The 19,042-nt window shown below is 52.6% G+C and carries 14 protein-coding genes; all 14 read right to left on the bottom strand.

What is annotated here, in order from left to right; translation table 11 throughout:
• Window positions 1-457: 457 nt before the first annotated feature.
• The gene (locus HKK54_RS27055) at window positions 458-2,350 is read right to left on the bottom strand and encodes a hypothetical protein (protein ID WP_169388441.1); all 1,893 of its coding nucleotides are present in this window, start codon (window positions 2,348-2,350) and stop codon (window positions 458-460) included.
• Window positions 2,347-4,014 carry a hypothetical protein gene (locus tag HKK54_RS27050; protein ID WP_169388440.1) on the bottom strand — a complete coding sequence of 556 codons (1,668 nt, stop codon included), beginning with the start codon at window positions 4,012-4,014 and terminating at the stop codon, window positions 2,347-2,349. Before HKK54_RS27050 ends, HKK54_RS27055 begins: the two co-directional genes overlap by 4 nt.
• 24 nt (window positions 4,015-4,038) lie before the next feature.
• Window positions 4,039-5,268 carry a Druantia anti-phage system protein DruA gene (locus tag HKK54_RS27045; protein WP_169388439.1) on the bottom strand — a complete coding sequence of 410 codons (1,230 nt, stop codon included), beginning with the start codon at window positions 5,266-5,268 and terminating at the stop codon, window positions 4,039-4,041.
• A gap of 640 nt (window positions 5,269-5,908) precedes the next feature.
• The gene (locus tag HKK54_RS27040) at window positions 5,909-6,823 is read right to left on the bottom strand and encodes a hypothetical protein (protein WP_169388438.1); all 915 of its coding nucleotides are present in this window, start codon (window positions 6,821-6,823) and stop codon (window positions 5,909-5,911) included.
• Between the two features lie 906 nt (window positions 6,824-7,729).
• A complete protein-coding gene (locus tag HKK54_RS27035; RefSeq protein ID WP_169388437.1) occupies window positions 7,730-8,761 on the bottom strand; it encodes a TniQ family protein in 1,032 nt (343 codons plus the stop codon).
• Entirely contained in the window at window positions 8,761-9,609 is an 849-nt protein-coding gene (locus tag HKK54_RS27030) for a TniB family NTP-binding protein (RefSeq protein ID WP_169388436.1), read from the bottom strand. Before HKK54_RS27030 ends, HKK54_RS27035 begins: the two co-directional genes overlap by 1 nt.
• On the bottom strand, window positions 9,606-11,405 hold the full coding sequence (locus HKK54_RS27025; protein ID WP_169388435.1) for a Mu transposase C-terminal domain-containing protein: 1,800 nt from the start codon (window positions 11,403-11,405) through the stop codon (window positions 9,606-9,608). The genes HKK54_RS27030 and HKK54_RS27025 overlap by 4 nt, the downstream gene beginning before the upstream one ends.
• Before the next feature lie 496 nt (window positions 11,406-11,901).
• Window positions 11,902-12,096, bottom strand: coding sequence for an SDR family NAD(P)-dependent oxidoreductase (locus HKK54_RS27020; RefSeq protein WP_169388434.1), 195 nt, complete (start codon window positions 12,094-12,096; stop codon window positions 11,902-11,904).
• A 91-nt stretch (window positions 12,097-12,187) separates the two neighbouring features.
• Window positions 12,188-12,859, bottom strand: a complete 672-nt coding sequence (locus HKK54_RS27015; RefSeq protein ID WP_169388433.1) for an amino acid ABC transporter permease — start codon at window positions 12,857-12,859, stop codon at window positions 12,188-12,190.
• Window positions 12,860-12,869: 10 nt separating this feature from the next.
• A complete protein-coding gene (locus tag HKK54_RS27010; protein ID WP_169388432.1) occupies window positions 12,870-13,532 on the bottom strand; it encodes an amino acid ABC transporter permease in 663 nt (220 codons plus the stop codon).
• Between the two features lie 10 nt (window positions 13,533-13,542).
• On the bottom strand, window positions 13,543-14,313 hold the full coding sequence (locus tag HKK54_RS27005; protein WP_169388431.1) for an amino acid ABC transporter ATP-binding protein: 771 nt from the start codon (window positions 14,311-14,313) through the stop codon (window positions 13,543-13,545).
• Window positions 14,314-14,389: 76 nt separating this feature from the next.
• Window positions 14,390-15,226, bottom strand: a complete 837-nt coding sequence (locus HKK54_RS27000) for a substrate-binding periplasmic protein (RefSeq protein ID WP_169388430.1) — start codon at window positions 15,224-15,226, stop codon at window positions 14,390-14,392.
• Between the two features lie 398 nt (window positions 15,227-15,624).
• Window positions 15,625-16,890, bottom strand: coding sequence for a histidine-type phosphatase (locus tag HKK54_RS26995; RefSeq protein ID WP_169389365.1), 1,266 nt, complete (start codon window positions 16,888-16,890; stop codon window positions 15,625-15,627).
• A 7-nt stretch (window positions 16,891-16,897) separates the two neighbouring features.
• Window positions 16,898-19,018, bottom strand: coding sequence for a TonB-dependent receptor (locus HKK54_RS26990; protein WP_169388429.1), 2,121 nt, complete (start codon window positions 19,016-19,018; stop codon window positions 16,898-16,900).
• Window positions 19,019-19,042: the final 24 nt, after the last annotated feature.

The raw sequence follows: 19,042 nt of genomic DNA, 5'->3' as shown, positions 1-19,042 counted from the left end.
ACATCGACCTGGTGACCAGACGGGCGCGGCCACACGCCCGGGGCTGAACGCCGCCGGGGAAAGCTTGAGAGGGACCGCCACCTAGGATCACTGCGTTACCACAATCGGCACTGATCGCTTGGGGCCGCGGAGTTAACCAGCCACGCTCGGCCCTGACCAAGTCTCCGAGCTCTCCAAGGCTCTCCAAAATACTCAGCACGCCTGGTCGGGCATCGGCATCTTCGCCAAGGCTGTCCCAAATCGGCGACAGCCGTTTGCGCACGAGGCTAGTCAAGCTGAGCGATACGGCAGGCTCCCAAGGACCATCCTTTGTTAACGGTACTGAGCACAAATAGGACGCAGCCCTCAAGCACTCTGAGATCGCCGAGATACGCAGCCCTTCACCACGTACTTTGCAGCCAATTCCAGCAGCGATGGTCCTCTTAGCCTCATCTCCAGAGACCGCCTGCCACCTCATTTACGCCCCCTCAAAATGCGAAGACTCTGCTTGTTGCTGAGCCAGAATCCGTTCCGCAATAGTAGCGACCGCTTCAAACGGGCCACCAGACGCCCTCGCCCAAGGACAGGCCCAGTACGTCAGCATCGCGTGTAAATCCCCATCTTCGTTTCCACCCGGCGTTGCCCTGAGTTGCAGATACGCTCGATCTGCACTGCGTGTCCAAAGATTGCCTGGGCGAAACCCCGACTCGGCGAGCAACTCTCTCCAGTCGGTGATGAGGGTGCTCGGCGTCTCATCATCAAAACCCTCAATAAGCTGCCACGAGCCCCTCGACAGGTGGCCATATCTTAAGCTCGGTACTCTCGACGACACGCCCCGTAGCGGCAGGCTATCGGTGTCAAAAACTGGGCCGAGCTCGGCCAAGGTGCCACCGTCGGGAAATGCGGCGGGGCCCTCTGCCCACGAACAGATCAGAGCCAGTTTGTGATGGGTGGCAACGGCTAACTGGCGACGGGTGACAATGTCTCGGATTGCGTTGCCATAAATTTCAAACGCAGATCGGTTCGCACCTTTTAGAACTAAGCAGCCTGAATGGTCGGCAACCGCCTCAAGGCAGTCGCTCGCGGCCTCTTCTGATAGGAGGCCGACGGGGACCCGCCACTCGTGAAATGTCGGGCCGCCTATCGCTGCTGCGACTGCATCCGCCATGAAGTCGGCAAGGGACCCTGAGAATTGGACCAACTGACCGGCAGCGAGCCCAGCCAGGATCAGCCGAGCAACAGATATCGCAGCCCCTTTTACGATCCCACATGCTTGAAGGTTGCATGAGATAAGCTCTCGTGCGTTTTCGACAGAATGTATCTCGACAAGAGGCCCTAGGGCTTCAAGCTCAAACAGTCGATACTGCGGTGGCCGGTGCCCCGCCCCGCTGCCCAGTTTGTCCAGATTGGCGTGTAACTCTTCAATCCGATCGGAGAGTGCACTTACCGTCTCGGCAGTTTTGATCCAGTCCGGTGCCTGTGACTTAATCTGTTCCACCAGTTTTTTGAGCTCGGTAGCTTGTGCCGAGGTCTCATCCCAATCTTGCGCCCTATCAGCAAGCGCATTCACATTTTGTCTAACCAGATCCGCCTTTTTTTCCGATGCAGTCAGAGCTTCACTAATGTTTCGCCCCCCCTCATCAAGCGCCTGAGCGGTCTTAATGAACTGCTCCGTTCGTTGGTTTGCCTTATCTAAAGCAGATCGCAGGTCAGCAGCCTCGCTAGCCGAGCACTGCACCCGTGTTTTAACATCGTCCACAGAGTCGATTAGCGCTGACACTTTGGACTCAAGTAACTCAAATTGCCCGGCGACCTCCTCGGCTGCCGTTTCGGCGATCTCGAAGTAACCTTCAATCTTGTCCAAACGTCCTGGCAATCCGTCAATCATTCGATCACGAGCAAGGGTCGATGCCGGGCGAAATTTTTCCAGTGCCGCTTGCGTATCCGAATGGTCGGAAAAGCAACTGAACGCGATCAATCGCTCCACAACCTCTCGAGGAACGTCGGGAAACTTACCCGCTATCGTTTCCAGGAACATCGGTCCTGCGTCATCCTCGGGAACAGTTCGATCGCCAGCGGGAAATTCAACGCCCAGCCTATGTTTAGCCCAAGCCACCCAGAAGTTTGCAAATGTTTTCCAGTCTGCGTCGCCTTTCTGGCCACCTTGGGGCTGCACAATGTGACCGATAAGGCGCCTTTGTTTCTCCTTGAATTCAGGCGGTGAGCCTCTGCGGAAGCCGGAGATGGCCGGTTGGCGGTCGCAGTAAGCCTTGCGGTAATCATGAGGGACCTCCTCAATGAACTCGGCAATTTTATGTTGTCCGAATGCAGAGATACGCTCTCTTGCCTCCTGGCCATACTGGTAACTCATAACGAGACACCTCCTGCTGAATGTTTGATGTCAAATCCGCTGGCGCGGAGTTCGCTCGCCAGAGCGCGATAGTTCGGTATAAGTCTCTGCGGAGGCCTGCTTGCGCAAAATGCTCGAACCAATGTCGAATCGTTCGCAAAACGCCCAGCCGTTGACCCTACGTGCATTTGGAAAAGGAAACTGCGCAGCCTTGTCCGGATGAGGTGATCCAAGACTAAATGAGCCTTACTGACTGCCGGCATCAACGGAGTGCCCGCCAAACGCAGCCGGCCGAACCCTCCGAACTCAAGATCGACAGGTGATGACGAGTCGCTTAAAAAATCAATGACCGCGGTCTGTATAGCGGGGGGCAGGAGCCGCTGATGGGCACAATGGGGAGCGGCAGTATTGCCTGACGCCAATCGAAGGGTGACCGGCGTTGACCGACTTTCGGCATGTAGCTGGCCAGAGATGCCGGGAGGCATCGCCAGGTACTCGAGTGTCGTCCGCTGCTGCCTGACTGACTCCACAAGCGCTTTACACTTTGAAGTGCCGAAGGGTACGACTAAGTGCACTCCTTCCGCAGTAGTAAATGCCATCTCCAGTCCAGGTAGGTCCGATACCGGCCTAACTGTGAGTGTCCGGGAAAAGAGTTTTTCGCTTTCAGAGCGCTCGGACTTAGCGACTCGGAAATGCGTTTGTCCACCCGGTGCCAAAGCAAACAAAGCAGGTGATCGTTCAAGCCCCATTGCAGCTATTCGGCTTTCACCACCAAACACCAGCATGTTTGGCCCTGCATCCCCCGGACCTACCGGCATCATATTGGCGGCCAAGACTATCGAACTAGAATCGGTACACTCAACGGCATTTACACTGGCGTTTCTCGCAAGAAACGGCCAGACGGTTGAGATGCTTGGTACAGAGGGATTGACCATCAAGCCCGTGAAAGCCTGGAGCCATTCAATGCATTCTTGAGAGGGCGCTTCAGGAACAGTGATTAGAGCAAGCGACCAACCTTGCCGACTTTGAAACCTATCGGGGACAAGCTCATTGGGGAAGCCCGGAAACTCGGGTTCTTTCCACAAAACAGCGTAGGTCTCTGCCCCTCGCAGTTCGTGCGCTCTCGGGAATCCAATCGTGCCACCGCGCCCCGAAGCCGTGAACACAGCCGCCCCCAATGATGGAAGTCCGCGGCATTCACGCTCCACGCCTTCGACGAAAAAACGGTCCGGAGCACCGTCAAAGGACACTATCCGAAAGTCATCCGTGGAGAGTTCGGCCATGATCCGAAAGCCAGTAGCCATACCGCGCATATTGATGTTCTGTAACCGTCCCCCCACATCAACAGTGAGCGTGGCGTTGCACGCACGACAGGAAGGCAGGGTCAACTCTAGATACCACGCAGCCCGATTTTGCCCTCTTTCGATTTTTAATCGCAGGTCCATGCGCCGCTTGGTTAGACCAGCAAGCGCGCCATTGGAAGCGCCCTGCTCATACTGGCCTAGAGTAAAGTTTTCACATTCAAATGTGCCGGTGCCGGGATAGTGTGCAAAATATTTTCTACGTTTGAGTCCTGCGCAGTGGCTCACTCTCGCCCGGCAAATAGGACAGACGTAAAATCCTCCGCCAAATGCCTTTTCAGCCGACTCGATTTTGTTTGTCACTCTGTTAATGGCATAGTCCATCGCCTTCCCCTTCCCCTTGCGTCCCTAATTCCGTTGGGTTGCGTCGAGCAACTGCTCCTGCTCCACTTGTGCTCGGAGTAACTGGGCTTGATTGCCAAACAAATCAATCAGGTCGCTCGATTTCCAATATTTGAAATTCGGCATGTGGATAGCACGGGGCAGTAACCATCGCTCAAGCGCCATATCAGCGATCTGGTTAACGGATTGCAGAGAGCTCACGTCGGGCTTCCCTTTTCCGCTCTGCAAGATTTTGGTCGCATTGGATGCGAGTTGAGAGATAAAGACTTCGCGTTGGATGCCATGGCGCATCAGATCATCTTTGAAGCCGAGAGCGGTCAGCGCTGCTCGAGTGGTGCGCAACCGCCAGTTGGGGCCCTGCCCGAAAGCGTGCTGATCGGCATAGGTGTGATCCTTATAGCGCAGATAGTCCCGCAGTTCGGTGAAGAGCCAGTCTGGGATATGAAAATGTCCCCAACCACCGGTATAGCCTATCGATTTGAGATACTCCGTGCCGTGTAGCTTCAACCTGTTATAGACCGAAGAGCGTCCCATCGACGAGGTCGTTATGATCGCCAGTAAACGCGCCTTCTTTTCCTGCTGAGAGATAATGCCCCTAGAGGCGCCATAGGTCGCGGCAAAATCATCGTACAGATCACGACTACGAAGCAGACAGGCAACCAATTTGCCGCCAAGCAGTGAGTTATAAGGCGGGATCGCTCCTAGCACATAAGCATCCATAATATTAACCAGTCTGGCGCCGCGGTCATGGGAGTTCCAACCGATAAACTTGTCTCGCACCCCAAGGTTGAATACAGGATCACCGATAGCGATAATCCCCATCAGTTTTCCGTTGCTTTGGTCCCAAACCAGATAACGTAGGCGGCGCCCAAAGCCATTGGACACCGGCACTGACCAGGATAGCGCAGCCAATCGGAATAAGTCGCTTTGCCAAGTACTGGAAGACACGCGCTCCAGCACGGGTGAAATTTTTTCCGGTTTAACCTCAGATCCTGATGCAAAATGATGCATCAGTTTTGCGCCCGCCCTGAGAACAAAGCTTTCGCTGGCGATAAGACGCTCTTCACGTTGCGCACTATGCAGAGTGCGGATTGCCTCCTTGCCATTTCCCGGCGGACGCAGCGCACCCTCATCTGTTTTAGTGAACCCCAAAGAATGTAAGTGCTCGCGTAACTTTCGCTTGAGGTTCGCTTCTCGGAGGTTAACGCCAATAATGATCGCGTCGCCTTTTGGCATGTGTCGCTTCCTGCTCAGTAGTAATCCAATGGCGCCTAACTAGCCGACAGCTTCTGCGTTACACGCATGGGAGGCTTGATTAGAATCGGATCGGCCACCCAATCGATTATTCGGACGGTGTTCGCGTCGCGCCAGACTTCAGCAAAAGGGGTCAACGGATACCCCATCCCAGCTTCCGTTTGGCGAACTCCAACAGCTTGTGAGTCCAGCCGTCAGCGCAGAGAGTAGATGGTACATCCATCCTCAACACTTATAAAATAAAGGCAACGCACTGCACTGACAGTCAGCACGTGCCCAGACAAGCTGAGCTCTAATGCCCTGATCCAACTCAGCACGTCGTCGCTGAAAAATCTGGCAGCGAACACACGCTGCTGCGACGTCCACACTGGGAAGGACGCCACGCGGACGACCTTGATTCCTCTCATACGACCGCCACCCGCACCTACCAGACGGTGGCGCGCGAAGCGGACCGAATGTCCATCACGAATGTCTGTCGGCGATCACTTCCTGCGGAAGTCGGGGAATCAAGAGATTTTGAGTCACAACATGCGCTCGCCAAGATCACGCCTTGGGGCATTTAAGTGGCGATCTGTCCAGGACGCCCTCACTCATTGGGCGTACCGATGCTCAGTTTGGTCGATCAATAGATCCGCTTAACCAGGATCGCCTTGGGAATCATCACGCCTTTATTAAAGTCTTGAGCGTATGTGACGATGACATCCGCCATGACTGTTTCCTCGGTCGCAGCTTTACCAGGGACGACGCCCTCACCGAAATAAAGTGGTAGCCGCTTTTCCGAAGCAACCGTCGGAAGAATCGCCTTCCAGCCGCGATCGGTTTTATCGCGATCAAGGACCTTGATCTCAACCGCCACTCTCTCATAGAGATGATCGACGTCCCGAATGCGGAAATCGGCTTGTGCCGGAGCATCGGTCGCGGCCTCGTGGGAGAAGGACACGTCGGAGCTCTTATCCTGCCCGATGTATAGACGTCCGCCATCCTCACCCGCCGCCGGACTTACGAAGTTTAAAGCGGCAGCCACCACTTTTTTCTTGTCACCCGTCATGGAGGCATCGATGGCTTTTTTCAGACGCTCAGGCGACACGCCGGTAGCATCAGCACCTATGTTGATGATGACGTTATGGTTTGCCTGGATGCTCGGGGTGTCGGTTTTGGTAAAGGTGTCGTAAGCAGTGATCGCTTGACTGGCGATTAGCAAAACGGCCAGTGAGGCTAAGCCTCCCACTGCTGCAACCTTCGTCGCTTGCCCCATCTTTGTCCCCTTCAGCCAGGCCTTAAACTTCACCTTGTCCTCTTCCGACAGAAAGGAAATGGACATTTCAAGAAGCTCTTTCAGACTCCCAGATTCGATTTTTTCCACTTTCAGGGAATGCAGATCAATCGAGGTTCCACTGAGCTCCCCGAGTAGCAGTGGCACTTTGGCCGCGAGCTTTTCGAGGGCGAGAAGAGATTTTACGATTTCGTCAATTGGGACGGGCAGCTTGCTTTCATAATAGAACGCTAGCGGTAAGGTATAGGTGATGGGTTCTGCCACAGTGCTCTCCTTGCAAGATGCGAAATGTACATTTCTCTGAGACAAAATGCCATCACCGTGAAATGTACCATCGCTCGACGATTTCGCTCGGCTGGGGTATGTCGTTGATTGGACGCCGCCCAGACCGACCCCAAACTGCGTTGAGCATCGTGAGCGGCGCTTTTTCGCAAAAGCATTGTAGTGTATGCCCTTGATTGAGATCGACTGATCGTCCAACTTGCGCCCAGGGCGAAGACAAGCAGTGAGGTCTTAAGAATTTACGATGCTATTCGCATTCCTGGAATGCCAGTTCTTCGCCGCCGCGAAAAGGATTCAAAAGTAAAATGACTTGCTGAAGTCAATCAAACAATTCAGAGAGACCAGAAAAAAGCTGCCATGCCTAGACAGAGCAACGCAGGAGATACAAGACAAACATATTGCGAACTTGAGTTTTCTGGAGAAGCACCTCGCGGAGGTCTCTCAATAACTTAAGCTCATTGAGCGATGCGAGGCACGACCTGGGCGTTAACATAGTTTTTTTAATGTTTTGTTGATGCATCAGACTCCTTGTGACAACGTTGATGGCGCTCCCTTTAAATAAACGGATAAAGTCGCCCTTAGTACAGGAATTCGTACAGCGTGTTCGATATCAGCGAACACACTGTACACGTCAGCGCCTTTACTTGATCCGAAGAGGAAGGAATTAAGGATGCACGGAATCTCTCGCCCACGTTCAAATCTCATGGTGTATGCTATTTTAATCAGGATGTCCGGCGGGGTCATTCGTCTGGTTGAGCTCTCAATGGATAATTGAGCGCTCCGTAGTCCTTGAATTAGCACGTGCGCACCAAGGCACAGTAGCCTACTTCATAGGTCATAAGTTCTCGTTGTACGAGACATATCAAAGAACAATTCCATTCGAAAGAGCTAACGACCAAACCGAAGTTGACTATGGAAAATGCGTGATCCGATATTTTTTTCAAAACGCGCAAAGAGACAATCAAGCTTACTACCCGCCTTTCGAGTAAACCTCCCTAAATGGCTATGCAAGTATTCATAATCGGCTGAGGTCGCGCAGCCGAAATGTATCATTGGAATAATTTCTTCTATCTTGGGAAACGCTATACCATGCCTTATACAACTAGCCCGCAATTTCAAAATTTCCTTTTCTCGAATCCCACCAAGAACGTAAGCCGCAAGCACCTGACCACCAAATCTTGCTTTAATATCACTTAATTCGGCGCCATGAAGGATTGCATCTTCAAACGTAATAAGTTGACTATATTTTCTCGTAGGTTTTCGGCCAAAAAGAAAACGTGCTACACCCGCCTCATGATTGTAGGTCGGCGCCAGAAGGAATAGGTCGTAAAGATTGAAAAACAGTTTGCGTGCGCGTTTGTTCTGACGCTTGCGCCAAAGTTTGATGCGCTGAATTAAATCTCTACGTAACCTCTGAAAGTTTACGCTCAGCCAAGGATCGAGAGCTATATTAGGCTGCACACTTTGGATGTAAGCATCCCAGCTCTTACGGAAAGTTGCATTTACCCCTAAGACTGATAGATCTACTCCGTGGAAAGCGCAAATCACAGCATCCCTCGCGCACCAGCTTTTACGCCAGCCTGGCATTTGCCCCCTTACAATGTCCTCTCGCAAGCAAATAGAGCAAAAATGCGTTCTTCGGCCAGGATTAACAATAGCAATATTTTTTGCGCTAAAAAAGCACTTGACTGCCTGTTCATTTAACGCCAAAGAAATAGTGTTTTTTTTGAAATATACAGTCGAAAAATCAAAGTCTAGATCTTCATCAATAGGATTAACCCCCGCCCATGCTATCCTTGGTCGTGCTAGAAGCAGTTCGCGCTCTCCCACAACTATTCGTCTTTTGAAAGAAATTCGGTAGAGCCATGATGTTAATGTTTCATCATGAAATGGTGCAGGTAGGCCGCATGAAAACCGCATTAGTAAGACCAAGGTTTTTCAGCTGCAGCCTTCAAGCATTCTACATCTATGCGCTCCTTCCCATTCTTGAGCGCGTAACATCCGGCGCTGCGTATCAGGTCAATGACTTTATCCATACGCCCGTGGGTGCTTTGCAAAATAACCCGTACTATATTTTTTTCGTAGAGCTTTGAGGGCTCCCTAAGTGGTAGCTTCTCTTCAATAGAAAGTAGAAACGATCTAAATTCTTCAGTTTCTCTCCAGTCACTTAGCAACACCTCCGTGAACCGTCGTTTGGTTTCAGGCTTTGCGCCTAGTACAGTAGTAGCACCTAAAGTACCGAATCCAAATAAACACAGCGCGTATTTCTCACCGATCAACGTTTTGAGAATCGATCCGTTGATTCGTTGCTCATCTTTCTTTACTAACAATAGCTCATGTATTTCATCGATAACCAATCCCCAGATTTGTCTTAGCTTTAAAATATCTGCAAGTTCATGCGAAACCAATCGCCCTTCCTTTGGCCTAGATGACCCATCAATCGGTATTTCTAACGCCCTACACAATTCCGAGTGAAATGTCTTTTTAATATGAGGTTTTTCTGGGTCGAGCGCCATATCCAAAAATAGAAGGCCATCACTTCGCTCAACTCTTTTAGGTATTTGACGTATGATTGCCGTCTTACCTACACCTCCTACTCCTGCAACCATAAGTGCGGGCGCTGTAATACGTCTCGGTACGCGAGAAATATTGTTCATTATTTTGAATATTTCCTCACTTGGAGAATAGTCAACCCAGACGTCTTTATTTATTAGCAAGATTCTATCTTGAGTATTAAGTTCTCGTAAATCTCGAGGATAGTCACTCATAGCTCATCACTCACACCAAATTTTTTGGGGGGTTGTGAATAATCCGGTACATCTTTTGGTTCGGCGGTTGTCTTACTGGGATAAAATTCTTTTTCGTACTCTTCTCGTGCTGCAGCCTGCCTTCTCGCTCTTTTTGTTTCCTTGACGCTTTTAATCTCAATCGCCTCCGCCTCTCGATAAGCGACTGGTCCTTCTGGCGTTGTGAAGGCCCCTGGTATCTTACGACCGCTGTGAAACGCGGCCGCACGGTACTCTTCATATGTGTAATCAGGGTTACTCATATCCGCGAATGGGATAGGTACATATCCCGTTGGGAACTTCACCCATATTTGCTTCATTGAAAGGGGGTCGTATTTTATTATAGCCTTTCCTGTGCCGACCAGTGGCGAAAGCACATTATCCCAGTAAAACATATTCTTAAACTCTATACCCTTAGTTTGTACCACCCTTTCCTCAGTAGGCATAAAATTCAATCTAAACTGTTGAGGATCAGTAGTAAATGGAGGATAAGGAGTTATCCCTGTCGGATCGAAATATTCCGTCCACGCCTCCGCTGGTGACTTACCAAGCGCAGAATGAACAGTATTATGATATTCATATACTTGTAAGGCAAACCATCGACAAAATTCGGAGAATGTCATCGTAGGCAACGCGGAAGATTTAAGATTTTTACGAGCAACTGTATTTGACATTGTTGTTCCTGACAAAAGGTGTAACTTCCCCATAAACGTGCCAATCATTCTTTCTACATGACCACCGTAATGTTTTCTGCCAGGAGGGCGATGTTCGTATCCCATCTGAACTTTATCTAAATCCAATAGAAATCTACGTTTCTTGAATTCCTTAGCATTATCCATTCCGAGTAACTGTGGCACCCCGAAAAACGGATAGCTAAACTTGTCTAAACCCAGCCTCCCCAGAAACTCCCACTTTGGCAGTACCGCGTGAGTTAAGGCCGAAGCAACCGAGACTGAGTTAGGAACGTGCAGGCTCAAATAATAACCTAAAACTACGCGCGTATACCTATCGACGACAAGTGTTATCCATGGCCTGCCAATGGGATGGATTCGGTCATTTGCCAAAAGTACTACGTCACCTAATGTATGATCCATTTGAGCAGATTCTAATGGAAAACTCAGGGCTTGAGACCCTGGTTTTGCATGATGTTTTTGCTTGGCGGCTTCTTTTCCTTTGCGTAAAGATGTGACTTGTAGGGAAGTTAACTTTGAATAAACTCGCTGCCTAACGGTTGCCTTCGATGGCGTCTTATAGCCTTTCTCCTTGCATACCACCTCAACTCTTTTCCATATATTTGAAATCGGCACAGCTTCTTTGTTTTTGTACACATCTATAGCTTCGCTGATAACTTTTTCTATTTTCGGGTTAAGTCGCACTTCACCCTTTTTAACTCCTCGATTTCTCCTTGTTAAAGTAATTGGTCCTCTTGCAGCGTCGAAGTTTCCGAGAATCTTATAGATATGGTTCACGCTGACACCGACTTCTACCGCCGCTTGCTTTTGAGAAATCTCTCCATTTTTGAACTTGACGAGGATATCGTGCCGGCGTTTGGCCTCGTAAAATTCATCATCTGATACTTCATAGCCACCCGTTGCCGACCAAGCAATATTTTGCTGATCAGCCACAATCAAAAATTCGATTTCATCGACCCCTACTGCCACAGTTTCACCGGTCGATGAAACTCGTACCAGGACATTTTTAGAGTCAATGATAGAAGTTATAACCGAGCCTTTTCCGCGCGCTATTACTTGCAAGTCTTTTTTTAGCTCAACAAACATGAATAGGGTCCAATAGTTTTCTATTAGCTATATAGACCACTACCGTTCATATTTTTTGACGCGAATGTATAACTCAGAAGGCTGATGCGATAACACTCTGAATCGTAGTGCTTTTTTTCTTTCAAAATGTCGTATTTAAAAATCAGAGTCGTGTATCCGATACACGCCGAGATAACGAATCTTTGGGCTTTTCGAAAAAGTTAAAAAGGATAAAACCCCCTAAAGATCTGGGGCTTTTATCCTTTTTAAATTGGGATATTATCTATACTATTGATTTTATTGATAATTATTGAAAATCATTATTGATTGACAGCCACACTCGCACCAGAACATCCTGCATCGCTGCGTGTTCGAGCGCCATGGCTTTGGCTAATGCGGCGATGCCGCCATTGGTGGCGACACGCGCTGCACGATCCTGATACCGACTACCGAGGTGTTAAACGAGATATTGATGATCACTCCACCGGCGCGGTTGACGACATGCGGCACTACGTACTTAGAGCATGGAAATACCCCTTGAGTGCACCGCAAACGCCTGAGCTCCAATGGCGTCAGCCACTGCCCTGGCCTGGTCGATATAACGATCCGCGACGATCACCTTGGCACCCTGCTCGGCAAACAACCTCGCGGTCCCCTCTCCGATACCGGCGCCGGCACCCGTAATCAATACAACCTTATCTTTTAGTTTCATTAATGTTCACCTGACTATCGATCGGGAGACGTCATTGAGCCACCCACCAGCGAATGCTGTTGGATTGATGATGTGTTGAGTGGATGAAACGCTAAAGCTTCAAGCGATGCAGTATCCGTGCTTCGACTACTGAAACAGCTTGGGTCAATGGAAAAGCAATGATGAAATAAATAACGGCAATCAAGGTTAATACTTCAATGGGGTGCCCCGTTGCACTTGAGACATTACGGCCCACGAACATCATGTCCACCATACCTACCGCCGAGACAATGGCGGACTCTTTGAACACCGAAACAGCGTTAGACAATAAAGTCGGTGCAGCCCGCAACAACGATTGCGGAAGAATCACATATAGCATCATGACTCGCCCTGGAATACCCAGCGCCACACTGGCATCCCATTGTTCTTTTTCAATGGTCGCAAACGCCGACCGGAAAGATTCACTACAAATAGCCGCCATGTACATCATCAGCGCAAAGAACGCAGCAAAGAATGGGCTGGTTTCGATTCCAAAGATAACCGGAAAGCAAAAGAACACCCAAAACAACTGAATCAGAACCGGGACACCCCGCAAAAATTCAACCACGGTGGTTGCAATCGCTGCCAAAACAAACGGGCCGTAGTTTCTTATATAGGCGAGAAAAAATCCCACCACGGCGCCGACCAAGATAGCGGCGAGTGCGACCTGCAAAGTAACCAGCAATCCCGAGCCGATAACCGGTAAAAACTTCCAGAGAATCGAAAAATCGAAAGTGTACGTCATGATCGTTCCCCTACCTTGCGTCAATCAATCGACTGGTGCGCTTGCTGACGAATTCAACGACGCGACTCATAACCAGGGAAATCAGAAAGTAGACCCCGGCCGCAACCGTGAATACTTCGACCGGCCGATAGGTTTGCGAGGCCAGCGCCTTGGATTCATACATCAGGTCGTTGACTGCAACCAATGCCACCAACGCACTTTGCTGGATCATGCCGATGCTGTTGGTCAGCAATACGGGCACTGCCAGTCTCAGGGCCTGGGGGAATACCACGAAACGGTAATACTGAGTGCGCTTGAGCCCAAGCGCCACGGCAGCATCGCTATGAGCGCCCGGTACTGCCTGAATAGCCGCCCGATAAGCCTCCGCGTTATAAGCCGTCAGGTTCAAGGAAAAAACGATCACGCCCATGGTGAAGGGTTCCCAGAACACATTGAACAGCACCGGTACGCAATAAAAGAACCACACCACCTGCACCAGCGCCGGCGTGCAGCGGAAAATTTCAATGTAGGTTCGGATCGGCAACCGCACGACTCTGTAAGGGCTGATGGATAGCAACGCAACAATAAACCCGGTGAAGGTAGAGATTGCAATCGTGATCGCTGATAGTTCCAGCGTAATAATCAACCCGGACCAGAGCTGCCCGGCATTATTAATGACTGAGTGGAAGTCCATTATTCAACCCTCACTCAGATCCACCGGATCGAATAGATTTCAGAAACTCTTGAGTCCGCGGCATCTTGGGAGAACCAAAGAACTCTTTGGGAGGCGCGGATTCAACAATGATGCCGCCGGCACAAAATACGATTTCGGTAGCAATGTTCTTCGCAAAGTTCATGTCATGCGTCACGATCATCATTGGCATGCCGCCCTCGGCCAACGCCGACATCATGCCTTCAACTTCAAACACCAACTCAGGGTCCAGCGCCGAGGTAACCTCATCAAATAACATTAACTTGGGATCAAGCATTAATGCCCTAGCAATCGCTACCCGTTGCTTTTGTCCGCCGGACAACTTGGAGGGATGCGCATCCAGCTTGGTAGCTAATCCAAAACGCTCCAACAAGCTCTCGGCCTTCTCATTCGCCACTCTTGGCGATACCCCATGGGCCCGGACCGGCGCCAAGGTCAGATTTTGTCGAACCGTCAAATGAGGAAACAAAGTGTAGTGCTGAAACACCATGCCGATTTGCTTTTGCAACTTGCGGTTGATCACGGTCCTGCCATTGCGGCCGGTAGAAATATAGCGTTCGCCGTCCATCTCGATGCTACCGGAATCAATATCCTCCAGGCCCATGACGCAGCGCAGCATGGTGCTTTTTCCGCCACCGCTGGGCCCGACGATAACCAGTCGGTCATTGCGGTCAATCGTACGGTCCAAGCCATTGAGGACTTTGAGCGCGCCGAGGCCATAACTTTTATGCAGGTTCGAAATATTGATGAACGCGTCGGACATCTCGGTATCTCTCACAAGAACTGTGCGGCGGAACCGCCGACTGGCGGCCCCGGTCACTACCATCGTTCGTGGAACGTTATTGGGCGGTTGCCTTGGCAGAGTACTTCTGGGTAAGACGAGCAACGCTGCCATCCGCCGCTTTCTGCTCAATGAAAATATTGAAAGCCTCGATGTCGTCCAGGGGTACCGAACGACGGAAACCATAAGCGATCCCCTGTTTTGCCAGCGCCGGGTCCGGCATTGCAGCAACAGCCCAGCCCTCGTTGGCGTTGATGAACAACTGATTGGTGATCGAGTCGGCGACTGATACATCAGCACGACGACTGGAAACCGCTAGGCCTACATCACCAATGTTAGGCAACTTTAGAATCTTGGCTTTGTGAATCCGGGCGGACAGTGCCTGCTCTTCCGCGGTCCCGCCTACGACGGCAAAGGTAATGTTTTCGTTATCAAAGTTTTTTGAGAAGTCGCTGATAGCTTTGATTTTCGGGTTGTCTTTGTTGTAGACCAGTGACACTTCAAAGAACCGCGATGGTTCACTGAAATGAATGACCATTGCCCGCTGTGGTTTGCGGTTGATCGCCATGGCCACATCCCATTTGTTGCTGTTCAGGCCGGCGATCATGTTGTCCCAGTCGGTGTCGACGAACTGAACCTTGACCCCGCCCAGCTCCTTGTCGGCAAATTCGCGCAGCAGATCCACGAAAATGCCGCTGTACTCTCCGGTCTGCGGGTCGCGAATCACATCGGGTGGCGCAAGGCCGGCACCGGCGCGGAGCACACCTGCCTTTTGAGCATTAACCCAAAGCGATTCCGTGGCGGGCTCAGCCGCCATCGCCAAGTCTGAAAACACGAGTACTGCAATGACTGCGGCGAAAGCTGTTTGAGTGAAGCGCTTCAAGTAATTTTTCATGGAAATCGTTCCGGTTGTGTTGAGCTGGAACCAGCTTCTGGTTCGTCAATAGGCAGGAATGCAACCAATTTTTTTATTCTGTAAACGTTTACATGACATCACCTTTCAAAAAGGGTGTCAAGGTAGGTAACAATTTTTTAAAGGTCGTAAATAGCCCGTATTTACTGGACGAAAAGCGCACTCAAAGAAGTCAAAAAAGAAAATATCGCTCCTTTTTGAGGCATTTTTATCTGAGAATTTCCCTGCGCCAGGACTGAAAATGCCAGCGAGAAGGACACACTTGGGGAGAATAAAAAGCAGGGCGGCGGGGACCGTAATCACCCTGCTTTACAGCGATCAGCAACGACCGTTGCGCTGTAAGCGTCACTGATGTAATACCAAAACTTCAACCCGAATAATCACGGCCTGCCGTAATGCTGCACTTCGGTCGCAGAGGGATCGATGCGCCCTTCCATCTCGGTAACAAACCCCTTCAACGGCATCAACCCCTCTCCCGCATACCCCGGGTACTGCATTTGATAGGGCGGTGCGTCAGACAAACTGCGTAATTGGTCCAGGCTCTGCGCCACATAGGCAACGCTGACAAACTGCGCGCCTGTGCGATCGTTCACCCAGCGCTCAAACGTAATAGTGCCGCCCGGTGCTGCGTCATTTTCGGGGTATTCGGCGATTTTCCAGTCAAAGCCCAGCAGCGTGCGCAACTGCGCGATGTTGCTGTCGTGGCCCACGTACGCCAACCATTTGCTACCCGGCGGGCTGCCCACGGATGCCGGTTGCAGGGCCAGGATGATTTGTCCCAGCAATTGCGAAGCACCCCGCTGTGCGATGTAAGGTACGTGATTGCTCAACGCGTATTTGCCCGAACGCAAGGCCATCAAGCGCGATACGTCTGCGGCGGTGCGCCCTTCCCCAAACGCCACTTGATCCAGTGGCAAGCCTTCGGCGTATTGCATGCGGAAGGTTTCGCTCATGGCCGCGCCCACGCTCAAAGGGCCGCTGAGTTTGATGACGCCCGTCTTCTCTGTCAGTGCCCAGTGTTGCTCGCTCAGGGCACAGGTGTTTTTCCCGCAGGGCGTCGGCACGCCAACCAATTGCTGCATGGCCAGTACCGGCGCGGCGTAGCGCTCGCGCGCCGCGTCTGGGCTGCCGCCCATGGCCGCCAGCATCGCCGCCTGGGTTCGCGTCGGGTCCAGTGGTGCCAGGCCATTTTCATCGCCGTGAAACAGTCGGTCTTCACTTTCGCGCACATGGTGTACCGCTACGCCGCAGCCCGGGAACATCCCCTGTACCAACGCCGCACTGGTGGCCTGAGTACGTGCTACCGGGCTGGACCACACGTAGACCTCCCCCGCCTGTGGGCATTGCCCGGCCTTGAACAGGCCGAGCGAATCCAGCGTGTGGCGCTGCCATTGGCCCAGCAGTACGGTGGCAGCGCGGCCGTGGGCGGTCAACTGGCCGTCCGGGGTACCAAACGCCGGCCAGGTCTTGGCCGACCAGCGTTGCAACTCGGCGGTGTCGGTAGCCGGGCGGATGCCGTGGCGCATCACCAGCACCACCTTGTCCAGGCGCAGGCCGGTGGTGTCCAGGGGCGCGGCCACCGATGGAAGCGCCAGGCACACGCCCAGCGCCAAACTCGCGTACTTCAATAACGTCGACTTCATCATCAAGGGCCTAGAAGTCATAGCGGGTATTGAGGCTTAACGTACGCGGCGAACCCGGCTGCAGGTAGTTTTCCTGGTAGTAGGTCCAATACTTCTTGTTGGCAAGGTTAGTGACGTTGGCCCCAAAGGTCAGCGCATGGCCATCGCCCAGACGCAGACGATAACCGCCCCCGGCATCGAACAGGCTGTAGGCCGGCAGGGTGTGCACGTTGCCCGAGTCCACCGCCATTTCGCCAATACGCTGGGCACCGGTGTGCAGGAACATACCCGGTACCAACGGCACACGATACGTGACCTGGGTCGCGGCCTGATAACGCGCCGCACCGGCTGCGCGGTTTCCGTCCACGCCGTCCCCCGCATCGTGGTAGGCCGAGTCCAGCGACATGACGCTGCCTTCCACGGTCAGGTCCGGTGTGGCATCGACGCTGGCGTTCAGCTCCAGGCCCTGATAGCGGATGGTGCCGCTTTGCACGTAGACGTTGGCGTCGTTGGTGTACTCGGCGCCACGGTCGATGCGAAACGCCGCGGCGGTGGCGCTCCAGTTACGCTGCTGGGCCTTCACGCCCACCTCGTATTGCTTGCTACGCAGCGGGCCAAGGGTTTGCTCGGAGTTGACGGCGGTGGTGGGTGCGGTACCGCCGCTCTCCAGGGATTCGACGTAACTGGCGTACAGCGTCACGTCCTGGGTCGGCTTGTACATCAACGCAACGGTTGGGGTTACCGGCCGCGCCTTGTATTGTGTCGCCGCGGAAGTGGCGGAATCGTGGGTTTGCTCAAGGAAGGTTTCGTTGCGAAGGCCCGCCAGTAACGACCAGTGCTCGCCCAGGCCGATGGTGTCGCTGGCGAACACCGCGCTTTCCTTGACGTTGTCATCGCCGTAAGTGCCGCCACTGTAGTCGATGTTGTAGACCGAGAAGATCGTCGGATCGTACAGGTTGCCTTTGCCCACGGTGGTTTTGGGGGTGACCACCGATTTGTCCGAGTTCAGTTGCGAATAACTGGCACCCAGTACCAGGTCGTGAGTGAACCATCCCGTGGTGAACTTGCCTTCCAGGGTGCCCATGGTGTCGTTGTAATCGTAAGCGTGGTACTCGGACGTAACCTTGTCGGAGTAGGCGCCGGCGTCGCTGGAAATCTGGAACTGATCCTTCACATAACGGCGTGTCGAATCGGTGTAGCGGTAGGCCAACTTACCGGTCCAGTCGGGCGAGAACTTGTAGGTGGCGCTCACGGTCGACAGGCTGTAGTCGACATCGGTGTAGGAGCCATTACTGTACAGGCGCTTGCTGCCATCAATCGGGCTGGGCAAGGCGTTCTTGGTGTTGACGATGATGTCGGTGCCGCCGCTGGTATTGCGCGTCTGGTAGAGGGTGTCGAAGTCGAGACTCAGGTCATCGCTGAGCTGCGCGTTCAGAGCTATGCCGACTGCCGTACGGTTGACCCTGGCGTCACCCGAAGCGGCACCGCCCTCCTCATGCACCACGTTGACCCGGTAGCCGAAACGCGGGTCATCCAGGCGCCCTCCGGCGTCCAGATGCTCCTTATAGAGGGTGTTGGACTGGTAGCCCGCCTCAACACTGAGGGTGGTCTTGTCGGTAGGCCGCTTGGTCACGTAGTTGACGATGCCGCCCGGGCTGCCGAAGCCGTACATGAAGCCAGACAGGCCTTTAAGCACATCGACCCGCTCGAACATCTCGAGAGGCATTTCCACACCGCGGTTGATGTTGGCCATGCCGTCGACTTTATAGCCGTTCAGGTCATCCAGCGGCAGGCCACGAACGGCCAGTGTGGCTGGGTGGGTGCCATAGCTGGAGCTGATGGAGGTGACCGAGGCATCGTACTTGATGGCCTCAGACAGGATGCCCGCCTGACGGGCCTGGATTTCGTCGCTACCTACGCTCTTGAACGAAAACGGCGTGTCGATCACCGCGTGGCTGCCCAGGGCACCGCTATTGGTCTGCTGGTGCAGCGCCGGCTTGCGCTTGACAGCCTTTACGGTGACTTGAGGCAATGTGGCCAACGTACTGTCGTCGATGGCCGGTGGAACATCGGCCGCAAAAGACGGCAAGGCCAGGGCAAACGCTGCGAAACCGAGACCTGCACGCACATACAACGGGGATTTGCGAAACATGACTGCACCTTCGAAAACGGCCGT

Origin of the sequence: Pseudomonas sp. ADAK13 (assembly GCF_012935715.1) — a bacterium.
In the GTDB taxonomy this organism is placed as follows: Bacteria; Pseudomonadota; Gammaproteobacteria; order Pseudomonadales; family Pseudomonadaceae; genus Aquipseudomonas.
Note: the sequence above shows the minus strand (reverse complement) of the source record. Positions and strands in the feature narration are given on the sequence as shown.

Excerpts from the sequence above, each read along its gene's own strand:
- HKK54_RS27055 (WP_169388441.1), bottom strand. The coding sequence starts at position 2,350 with ATGAGTTACCAGTATGGCCAGGAGGCAAGAGAGCGTATCTCTGCATTC.
- HKK54_RS27050 (WP_169388440.1), bottom strand. The coding sequence starts at position 4,014 with ATGGACTATGCCATTAACAGAGTGACAAACAAAATCGAGTCGGCTGAA.
- HKK54_RS27045 (WP_169388439.1), bottom strand. The coding sequence starts at position 5,268 with ATGCCAAAAGGCGACGCGATCATTATTGGCGTTAACCTCCGAGAAGCG.
- HKK54_RS27035 (WP_169388437.1), bottom strand. The coding sequence starts at position 8,761 with ATGCGGTTTTCATGCGGCCTACCTGCACCATTTCATGATGAAACATTA.
- HKK54_RS27030 (WP_169388436.1), bottom strand. The coding sequence starts at position 9,609 with ATGAGTGACTATCCTCGAGATTTACGAGAACTTAATACTCAAGATAGA.
- HKK54_RS27025 (WP_169388435.1), bottom strand. The coding sequence starts at position 11,405 with ATGTTTGTTGAGCTAAAAAAAGACTTGCAAGTAATAGCGCGCGGAAAA.
- HKK54_RS27020 (WP_169388434.1), bottom strand. The coding sequence starts at position 12,096 with ATGAAACTAAAAGATAAGGTTGTATTGATTACGGGTGCCGGCGCCGGT.
- HKK54_RS27015 (WP_169388433.1), bottom strand. The coding sequence starts at position 12,859 with ATGACGTACACTTTCGATTTTTCGATTCTCTGGAAGTTTTTACCGGTT.
- HKK54_RS27010 (WP_169388432.1), bottom strand. The coding sequence starts at position 13,532 with ATGGACTTCCACTCAGTCATTAATAATGCCGGGCAGCTCTGGTCCGGG.
- HKK54_RS27005 (WP_169388431.1), bottom strand. The coding sequence starts at position 14,313 with ATGTCCGACGCGTTCATCAATATTTCGAACCTGCATAAAAGTTATGGC.
- HKK54_RS27000 (WP_169388430.1), bottom strand. The coding sequence starts at position 15,226 with ATGAAAAATTACTTGAAGCGCTTCACTCAAACAGCTTTCGCCGCAGTC.
- HKK54_RS26995 (WP_169389365.1), bottom strand. The coding sequence starts at position 16,890 with ATGATGAAGTCGACGTTATTGAAGTACGCGAGTTTGGCGCTGGGCGTG.
- HKK54_RS26990 (WP_169388429.1), bottom strand. The coding sequence starts at position 19,018 with ATGTTTCGCAAATCCCCGTTGTATGTGCGTGCAGGTCTCGGTTTCGCA.